This window comes from Acidithiobacillus sp. TH-A36 (assembly GCF_057473445.1).
The window spans coordinates 1-8,508 of sequence record NZ_JBYCKP010000368.1; the positions used below are offsets into that span (position 1 = coordinate 1).

Consider the following 8,508-nt stretch of genomic DNA (forward strand, 5'->3'; position numbering starts at 1 on the left):
CCCGATTCCGTTGCAGCTTACTCCAGACGCATTTCATGCTAGAAACACGTTCCACCCTTCAGACTCATTTCATATTGGACAAGGCTAGACTTTGACCTCAGACCCGACAACAGGGTATTATCCGCCTACCGGAGAGATGGCCGAGCGGCTGAAGGCGCTCCCCTGCTAAGGGAGTATGGGGCTAAACACTCCATCGAGGGTTCGAATCCCTCTCTCTCCGCCACACATTGCTAATAGGCCCCTGATTTTGAGGGGCTTTAATTTTTCCAGTTTGACCGCGTCTTTCTTTTTGTCTTACTTTGGGTTTTCGGTCTGGCGATACCGTAGCAGCAACCGGTTGGCCGCTTCCCGCGCCTTGTAGATCGTTTTGTAACAAGGTGAGTAGTGCATGATCAAGCCTCCTTGTTTGTGTTCGGCGCATTGATATGGTGCTGCAACTGGCAAACAGGCAAATCAAAGCCCCAGTGCCGAATTCTTCATTGAACGGAAGCCGCCATAAATTGTCTACTGGACGATAGATGTCCACCTTTTTTTCTACCAATAGTGCCAATGGGTTCAACCTGGAAAGCAGCAGATATATTATGAGCGAAGATTCGCATTATGCCGAAGCTCGGGCATTACTCAGACTTCTTTTGATCAGTGGCGCCATAACATTGAGTAGCGCTGCCATCTTGGTAGTGGCATGGTGGTGCTGGAAGTAACATCACAGCTTGTTATGCTTTCATCCGCGCCCACGCATCCACAATGGCTCCAGCGATTCACCCGGAGATTGGTGATCTGCATCATCAGCCCAGGCCCAATCCCGATTAAATTGCGCCTGCAGCTCGGTTACCGGTCGGCCATTCAGCAATAATCCCATTTCCCGATTAGCGCGGCTTCATGTCGTAAGGGTTACCTCGATAATCACTCGCACATCCACACCGCGCGCATGGGCGGCTTTCAATGCCTGGAGAATAGGGCGGTCAGAGAGATGATAGACCCCGACGCTGACTGCGTGATGGGCCAATTGTATAAGCTGCACAATCGGTGCAGATCCAGCATGGGGTTCAACATAAAGAGGCACTAAAGCCCACCATGATAATTGAATGACAGATCACTACACTGTGGGCAGACAAAGACCTGCACCTTCAGCTTTTTCTCGAAGGCATCCTCACCATCATCGGCCATCTGCCCGGCGATCATGCCAAAAGCGGCGCCACCCAGACCCGTTAAGCCCCCCATACGAATGCCATGCGCTCCCATATCCTGCATGGGTGTCTGACAGCATGGGCAAGTGGCGTTTTGCTGTTCCTGGGGTTTTTCTCCAAATCCAAACATGATATTGCTCCTTTTTTGCTAGTCTGCGGAAAAGTGTCGGTAATCGGGATATGAATTTTGATGGCAATTCATGGCTATGGCTTGACCATAACTTGATTCTACTGCAGTATTGCTGATTACAATCCTTTGTAATGCAGATGTCCAGAAACTTGCTACTTGCATACCGTTTATATCGTGCTATTCTTTCACACACCTTCAATTTGAAAGAAGATCAAACCTGCCAGCGCCGTCCGGTGCCTAGAGTTTGGGATTATCCCATATGAAAAACACTAAATGACCTCCACCCAAAGCGCTGTAACAATCTGAGACAGAGGAGCTATCTCCCATGAGCGATGCTATTACGTATGTGTCTGATGACAGTTTCGAAACCGATGTACTGCAATGTTCCAAGCCGGTTCTGGTTGATTTTTGGGCTGAGTGGTGCGGCCCCTGCAAAATGATTGCACCCATTCTTGAAGAAGTTGCAGTTGAATATGCTGATAAATTACAAATTGCCAAATTCAATATCGACGAAAATCCCAATACCCCCCCTCAGTACGGTATCCGTGGTATTCCCACCTTGTTGCTGTTCAAAAATGGAAAACTGGAAGCAACGAAAGTCGGAGCCTTGAGTAAAGCCCAGCTGACGGCATTTCTGGATAGCCAACTTTGAATACACCACGTCCCCGCCGTAAATCACCCCGTACACCCAAGTCTTTTCCCAATGAAGATATTCTTCTTGAAGAAGAAGAGACTCTGCTGATGCCAAATCCTGGCGCTACAGCCATGAACCTGACAGATTTAAAAAGGAAAACAGCTGCTGAGTTGGCCGTTATCTGTCAGGAAATGGGGTTGGACGGTACCGCTCGTCAGAAAAAGCAGGAAATCATTTTCAATATCCTGAAGGCGCATGCCCGTAATGGCGATGCTATTTATGGCGAGGGCGTACTGGAAATTTTGCAGGATGGCTTTGGTTTTCTGCGTGCAGCTTCCGGATCATACATGGCTGGACCTGATGATATTTATGTTTCTCCTTCGCAAATCCGTCGTTTTCACCTGCAGACGGGTGATACGGTGTCCGGGCAAATTCGCCCCCCCAAGGAAGGTGAGCGTTATTTTGCCCTCCTTAAAGTGGAGAGCATTAATTTTGAATCGCCTGAAGCGACCCGCAACAAGGTCAATTTTGATGATTTGACCCCCCTGTTTCCCGATGAACCTTTGCGTCTGGAATATGATGCTGTGGCTTACGGTGAAGTGGCGCCACGCATTATTGACCTGGTTTCGCCCATTGGTAAGGGGCAGCGTGGTTTGATTGTGGCGCCCCCCAAAACCGGTAAAACCGTATTACTCCAGCAAATTGCCCACGCTATTACTGCCAATCATCCTGAATGCTATTTGATTGTGCTGCTGATTGATGAACGCCCGGAAGAAGTGACCGATATGCAACGCTCGGTGAAAGGTGAAGTGGTTTCCTCAACTTTTGATGAGCCCGCAACCCGGCATACCCAGGTTGCTGAAATTGTTCTTGAAAAAGCCAAGCGACTGGTAGAGCACAAGCACGATGTGGTGATTCTGCTCGATTCCATTACACGCTTGGCCAGAGCCTTCAATACGGTTGTTCCATCTTCCGGCAAGGTGTTGACGGGTGGTGTGGATGCCAATGCCCTGCAGAAGCCCAAACGCTTTTTTGGCGCCGCCCGAAATATTGAAGAGGGTGGTAGTCTGACCATTATCGCTACGGCTTTGGTGGAAACCGGCTCGAAAATGGACGAAGTGATTTTTGAGGAGTTCAAGGGCACCGGTAATATGGAAGTCCATCTGGATCGCCGTCTGGCCGAGAAGCGCACTTATCCGGCCATCAATCTCAACAAATCCGGAACCCGTCGGGAAGAATTGCTGGTACCTGCCGATTTGCTCAGCAAAATGTGGGTATTGCGCAAGTTGCTGGCACCTATGGATTCTTTGGAGTCCATGGAATTTCTGCTCGACAAGGTGCGAGCCACCAAAAACAATGCGGAATTTTTTGATTCCATGAATCGCTGAGGATTGGCTGGACGTTTGCCCCCTCTATCCCTATAATTCGCCACTTTGTATTCAGGCCCGAGAGTAGCTCAACTATGAAATCCGAAATTCATCCCAAGTACGAAGAAATCACTGTGACCTGCAGTTGTGGAAATGTGTTTAAAACCCGTTCTACGGCCAATCGTGATCTTCACATTGATCTTTGTTCCGAATGCCATCCTTTTTATACCGGCAAGCAGCGCAATGTTTCTGCTGCTGGTCAGGTTGAGAAGTTCCGCAAGCGTTACGGCGGCGGTCAGTAAGTATCCATGGAACAGACTGAAGCCCATGCAGAATTGCGACGGCGGGCGCTGGATTACCACGCCCAAAGTCCTGCCGGTAAACTTGCAGTCATACCCAGCAAACCCTGCAAAAGCCCGGATGATTTGTCTCTTGCCTATACCCCTGGCGTAGCGGCACCCGTACGGGAAATTGCTGCTGATCCGGAAAAAGCCTACGACTATACGGGCAAGGGTAATCTGGTTGCCGTAGTCAGCAATGGTACGGCGGTTCTTGGACTGGGTAATGTCGGGACACTGGCGGGTAAGCCGGTCATGGAAGGCAAGGCTTTGCTTTTCAAGCATTTTGCGGACATCAATGCCTTTGATATTGAAGTACAGGTCCGCGATGCGGAGCACTTGATTGATGTGGTGGCGGCGATTGCCCCGGGTTTCGGCGGCATCAACCTGGAAGATATTGCGGCGCCCATGTGTTTTCAGGTGGAAGAAGCCCTGCAAAAAATGCTCGATATTCCGGTTCTTCACGATGATCAGCATGGTACTGCCGTTATTGTGGCTGCTGCTTTGCAAAATGCACTCGAATTGCAGGGTAAGGTCTTTAAGAGCGTCAAAGTGGCCATTGTCGGAGCGGGTGCGGCGGGGCTGGCCATTGCAAAAATGCTGCGCGCTCTTGGGGTCGAGGCGGTGTATTTGAGTGATGTGCATGGCGTGCTGCATGCAGGCCGCAGCGACCTGACTCACTGGCACCAGCCCTTTGCTACAGCACCTGCGCACTGGACCTTGATGGATATGCTGGCGGATGCCGATGTGGTCATCGGCGTTTCGGTACGTGGTGCCATTCCCGAAGCGGCTTTGTCCGGACTGGCTGCAAAGCCGGTGATATTTGCTCTGGCGAATCCTGACCCGGAAATTGATCCCGTTGCCGTAAAACGCTTGCGTCCAGATGCCATCATGGCGACAGGGCGTTCGGATATGCCCAATCAGGTGAATAATGTCCTGGGTTTTCCGTTTTTATTTCGGGGTGCCCTGGATTGTCGCGCAAGTCAGATTAATCAGGAAATGCTGCTGGCCGCTGTCGATGCGCTGGCGCGTTTGGCCCGGGAGCCCGTTCCTGAAGAAGTTCAACAAGCCTATGGTTTTTCAGGGACTGACGGACTGAGCTTTGGGCCTGAATATTTTATTCCCAAGCCCCTCGACCCGCGTTTGCGGCAATGGGTGGCGGGTGCTGTCAGTGCAGCCGCGCGGGAAAGCGGCGTTTCCCGGCTCTAGGTAAGCATGCGCCTCGCGGATCTGACGGTTCGCGAATTGCGACTTGCCCTCGGGCAACTTCTCGCAGCGATTGTTTTTTTTGCATTAGTCTGGAAAATCCTCGCACCTTTTCTGCCCGCCATTGTCTGGGCCGCTATTCTGGTTTATGCAACCTGGCCTTTGTCTGCGCCTCTGCGCCGTCACTGGCCACCCCTGCTGGCCGCTTGCGGGGCGACATTCATGCTGGCGCTGATTTTCATTCTCCCTGTTCTGTTTCTTAGCATGACTCTGGGCACAGAATTGCATCATGTGCTGACAGAACTCAGCCAGCTGGATGCCCATACCCTGATAAGCACTCAATGGAGTCATAACGGCTGGATAAAGAATCTGCTTGATCAAATACCGCCTTCCTGGAAAGCGCAGTTTCGGCCGGGGGCTTTGTCTCCAGATTTGTCCGTCTGGGCGGGGCGCATCGGGATGCTGGCAGGTGGGGTTGGCCGCTTTGCGGCCCTGCTGATGCTGGTCCTCATTACGGCATTTTTCTTTTATCGCTACGGACTGGAACTTCTTGATCAACTGCGGCGTATGGTCCATCAGGTGCTGGGTCAGCGGGGTGATAGCTATCTGCAAACAGTGGCCAGCACCATCCGCGCCGTCATTTACGGAATTCTGGCGACCGCCCTGGCCCAGGGTGCCCTTGCGGGATTGGGCTATTGGGCAGCAGGATTGCCCGCCCCGGTGCTGCTGGCCGTCGTAACGCTGTTATTTTCTTTTTTACCATTTGGTACACCCCTGGTGTGGGGGGCTGCCAGTATCTGGCTGCTGGTTCATGGACAAATTGCTGCGGGTGTGGGGTTGGCACTCTGGGGGGCTCTGGTGGTGAGCTGGATTGATAATCTGATCCGGCCACTGGTGATTTCCAGCGCGGTGCATATCCCGTTTTTGCTGGTGCTATTTGGTGTGCTGGGCGGAATCCTGACATTTGGTCTGCTTGGATTATTTCTGGGGCCGGTTATCCTCGCCGTCCTGCTCGCCATCTGGCGGGAATGGTTGCAACCCGCTCAGTCTGCTGAAACCTGAACTTCTGAGGTGGGACAGCTTGGCCTGTCGGGCGCTTGGTTCTATACTCGTCAGACCAACCAGACGGTCGGCCATAATGTTTCCTGGCCGTCGCTCCGCTTTCAGGCCGCGTTAAAAACGTCGGCCTCCTGAATACAGCACGAGGTTTACATGCGCTCAGATATGATCAAAAAAGGTTTTGAACGGACCCCTCATCGTTCCCTCTTGAAGGCTTGCGGGGTAACGGACAGTGACATGGATAAGCCCTTCATCGGTGTGGCGAATTCCTATATTGATATCATTCCCGGCCATGTGCATTTGCAGGAGTTCGGGCGCATCGTCAAGGAAAATATTCGGGCCGCAGGCGGTATTCCATTTGAATTCAATACGATCGGTGTGGATGACGGCATCATTATGGGTCATGATGGCATGCGTTATTCCTTGCCGAGCCGGGAGTTGATTGCCGACTCCATTGAAACCGTGGTGCAGGCGCATCATCTGGATGCCCTGATCTGTATTCCCAACTGCGACAAAATTGTACCGGGCATGATTATGGGCGCGCTGCGCTGCGATGTGCCGACAGTGTTCGTGTCTGGTGGCCCGATGGAGGCCGGAAAACTTTCTGATGGGACTTCCATTGATTTGGTGACGGCATTTGAAGCGGTTGGCCAGTTCAAGCGCGGGCAGATCACCGAAATCCGCCTCAAGGAAATTGAAGATAAGGCCTGTCCGACCTGTGGTTCCTGTTCCGGCATGTTTACTGCCAACAGCATGAACTGTCTCATGGAAGTGTTGGGTATTGCGTTGCCGGGTAATGGTACGATTCTGGCGACGGCGGCGGGGCGGCGTGATCTGGTGCGTAAGGCGGCTGACCGGGTGGTCGCTTTAGCCTTGGCGGGTGGACCGACCATGCGTCAGCTGGTGGATTTTGATGCCATCGATAATGCTTTTATTCTGGATATGGCCATGGGCGGTTCTACCAATACGGTTTTGCATACCCTCGCCATTGCCCGCGAGGCAGGCATCCAGTATCCGCTTTCCCGCCTCAATGACCTGGCGCAGAAAGTAGCTTATTTGGCAAAGGTCTCGCCGGCACTATCCACCGTGCATATTGAGGATATTGGCCGGGCAGGGGGTATTCCCGCCATCCTCCATGAAGTACACAAGCGTAATCCCGATGTACTGCATCTGGACAAGCCGACGGTCAGCGGCCAGAGTCTCCGTGAAATTGTTTCGGAAGCGAGCGTCAAGGACAGTAAAATCATTCGCCTGGCTGATAATCCTATTTCTCCAACGGGGGGACTGCGGGTGGTTTTCGGCAATCTCGCGCCCGAGGGTGGCATTGTCAAAATCGGTGCGGTTATTCCGGAAATGCGCCGGTTTTCAGGCCCTGCCAAAATTTTTGAAAGCATGGATAGTGCAGCCGAAGGGATTCTGGCGGGCGAGGTGCAGGCGGGCGATGTGGTGGTTATCCGCTATGAAGGACCTAAAGGTGGTCCAGGTATGCCGGAAATGCTGACGCCAACCGCCAACATCATGGGAATGGGGTTGGGTGAAAGCGTGGCCCTGATTACCGATGGTCGTTTCAGCGGGGCTACCCGTGGTGCCTGTATTGGTCATATTTCTCCTGAAGCGGCTGAAGGCGGGCCGATTGGTTTGCTGAAAGCCGGTGATATCATCTCGCTGGACCTGGACAATGGCAAAATTCATGTTGATTTGAGTGATGAAGAGCTTGCCGAGCGGCGCAACCATTGGGTGCCCATTGAAAAACCCTTGTCGTCTTCCTGGTTGCGGCGTTATCGCAAGCTGGTTACCAATGCGGCCAATGGCGCCATTCTGGAGTCCTGATTATTCATGAGTAATGGTGAGTTGCATATTGGCGTTTATGTAGATGCGGAAAATGTGCGCTATAACGGTGGCTATGCCATGCGTTATGACGTATTAAGGCGTTTCGCCGCGCGTGAAGATCAGGCGCGCCTGCTGCGCCTGAATACTTATATGGCCGTGGATGGGGAACGCATGAAAAGTGACCGTGAGTACCGGGAAGGTATTCGCAGTTACCAACAGGCGGTTCGTGATCTGGGTTGGAAAATCATTGAAAAACCTGTGCGCTGGTTTGTGGATGAAGAAGGTAACCGGGTTTCAAAAGCCAATGCCGACCTCGACCTGGCGGTTGATGTCATGCTTCAGTCCGAACGACTGGATCAGTTGCTGCTGGTGACCGGAGATGGTGATTTTCTACAGGTAGTCAGGGCGCTGCAAAATAAGGGTTGCCGGGTGGAAGTGCTGGCATTCCGCAATGTTTCCAGAGAATTGCAGCATGAGGCTGACGCTTTTTATTCGGGCTATCTGGTGCCGGGTTTACTCCCCACCCGGGGCGATATGCGCGTCCCTTGGGGAGAAATGGGCTCGCGTATTCGCGGTATTTGTATTCGTTGGGAAGCCGAGCGTGGTTTTGGTTTTATTCGTTTTTTGACCAATATCTCCGCCCGACTCTGGGTGACCGACACGCGTCATGAGGACTCTCCCTACGAATCGGCTTTTGTGCATATTTCCGACTTGCCCCGCGAGCTGGATACGGACGAACTCCCCAGTCGGGATATTA

At 52.4% G+C, this 8,508-nt stretch carries 10 protein-coding genes and 1 tRNA gene; 8 read left to right on the plus strand and 3 right to left on the minus strand.

Annotated features, from left to right (window positions below; all coding sequences use genetic code 11):
- Positions 1-130 precede the first annotated feature (130 nt).
- Positions 131-223, plus strand: a tRNA-Ser gene (locus AC2VLY_RS09685).
- Between the two features lie 498 nt (positions 224-721).
- Here AC2VLY_RS09685 and AC2VLY_RS09690 read toward each other — a convergent pair.
- The 3 genes from AC2VLY_RS09690 to AC2VLY_RS09700 are packed head-to-tail and all read right to left on the minus strand — an operon-like array spanning position 722 to position 1,317.
- Positions 722-850 (minus strand): hypothetical protein, encoded by a 129-nt coding sequence (locus tag AC2VLY_RS09690; protein WP_486922177.1) that lies wholly within the window; start codon positions 848-850, stop codon positions 722-724.
- A gap of 27 nt (positions 851-877) precedes the next feature.
- Positions 878-1,063: a phospholipase D-like domain-containing protein gene (locus tag AC2VLY_RS09695; RefSeq protein WP_486922178.1), complete on the minus strand. Its 186-nt coding sequence runs from the start codon at positions 1,061-1,063 to the stop codon at positions 878-880.
- Positions 1,063-1,317 (minus strand): hypothetical protein, encoded by a 255-nt coding sequence (locus tag AC2VLY_RS09700; protein ID WP_486892658.1) that lies wholly within the window; start codon positions 1,315-1,317, stop codon positions 1,063-1,065. Before AC2VLY_RS09700 ends, AC2VLY_RS09695 begins: the two co-directional genes overlap by 1 nt.
- A gap of 325 nt (positions 1,318-1,642) precedes the next feature.
- Between AC2VLY_RS09700 and trxA the strand changes: the two genes are divergently transcribed.
- The 7 genes from trxA to AC2VLY_RS09735 all read left to right on the plus strand — a co-directional run.
- A complete protein-coding gene (gene trxA / locus AC2VLY_RS09705; protein ID WP_010639224.1) occupies positions 1,643-1,969 on the plus strand; it encodes a thioredoxin TrxA in 327 nt (108 codons plus the stop codon).
- Positions 1,966-3,339 carry a transcription termination factor Rho gene (gene rho / locus AC2VLY_RS09710; RefSeq protein WP_486892659.1) on the plus strand — a complete coding sequence of 458 codons (1,374 nt, stop codon included), beginning with the start codon at positions 1,966-1,968 and terminating at the stop codon, positions 3,337-3,339. The genes trxA and rho overlap by 4 nt, the downstream gene beginning before the upstream one ends.
- A 74-nt stretch (positions 3,340-3,413) precedes the next feature.
- Positions 3,414-3,620, plus strand: a complete 207-nt coding sequence (rpmE, locus tag AC2VLY_RS09715; protein ID WP_010639220.1) for a 50S ribosomal protein L31 — start codon at positions 3,414-3,416, stop codon at positions 3,618-3,620.
- Between the two features lie 6 nt (positions 3,621-3,626).
- A complete protein-coding gene (locus tag AC2VLY_RS09720) occupies positions 3,627-4,865 on the plus strand; it encodes a malic enzyme-like NAD(P)-binding protein (RefSeq protein ID WP_300254242.1) in 1,239 nt (412 codons plus the stop codon).
- A gap of 6 nt (positions 4,866-4,871) precedes the next feature.
- Positions 4,872-5,924: an AI-2E family transporter gene (locus AC2VLY_RS09725; RefSeq protein WP_300254239.1), complete on the plus strand. Its 1,053-nt coding sequence runs from the start codon at positions 4,872-4,874 to the stop codon at positions 5,922-5,924.
- A 150-nt stretch (positions 5,925-6,074) separates the two neighbouring features.
- Positions 6,075-7,751: a dihydroxy-acid dehydratase gene (gene ilvD, locus AC2VLY_RS09730; RefSeq protein ID WP_193649924.1), complete on the plus strand. Its 1,677-nt coding sequence runs from the start codon at positions 6,075-6,077 to the stop codon at positions 7,749-7,751.
- Positions 7,752-7,757: 6 nt separating this feature from the next.
- Positions 7,758-8,508: LabA-like NYN domain-containing protein (locus AC2VLY_RS09735; protein WP_486892661.1), on the plus strand; the 751-nt coding region annotated here is incomplete at its 3' end.

Excerpts from the sequence above, each read along its gene's own strand:
- trxA (WP_010639224.1), top strand. The coding sequence starts at position 1,643 with ATGAGCGATGCTATTACGTATGTGTCTGATGACAGTTTCGAAACCGAT.
- AC2VLY_RS09720 (WP_300254242.1), top strand. The coding sequence starts at position 3,627 with ATGGAACAGACTGAAGCCCATGCAGAATTGCGACGGCGGGCGCTGGAT.
- AC2VLY_RS09700 (WP_486892658.1), bottom strand. The coding sequence starts at position 1,317 with ATGTTTGGATTTGGAGAAAAACCCCAGGAACAGCAAAACGCCACTTGC.
- rpmE (WP_010639220.1), top strand. The coding sequence starts at position 3,414 with ATGAAATCCGAAATTCATCCCAAGTACGAAGAAATCACTGTGACCTGC.
- AC2VLY_RS09725 (WP_300254239.1), top strand. The coding sequence starts at position 4,872 with ATGCGCCTCGCGGATCTGACGGTTCGCGAATTGCGACTTGCCCTCGGG.
- ilvD (WP_193649924.1), top strand. The coding sequence starts at position 6,075 with ATGCGCTCAGATATGATCAAAAAAGGTTTTGAACGGACCCCTCATCGT.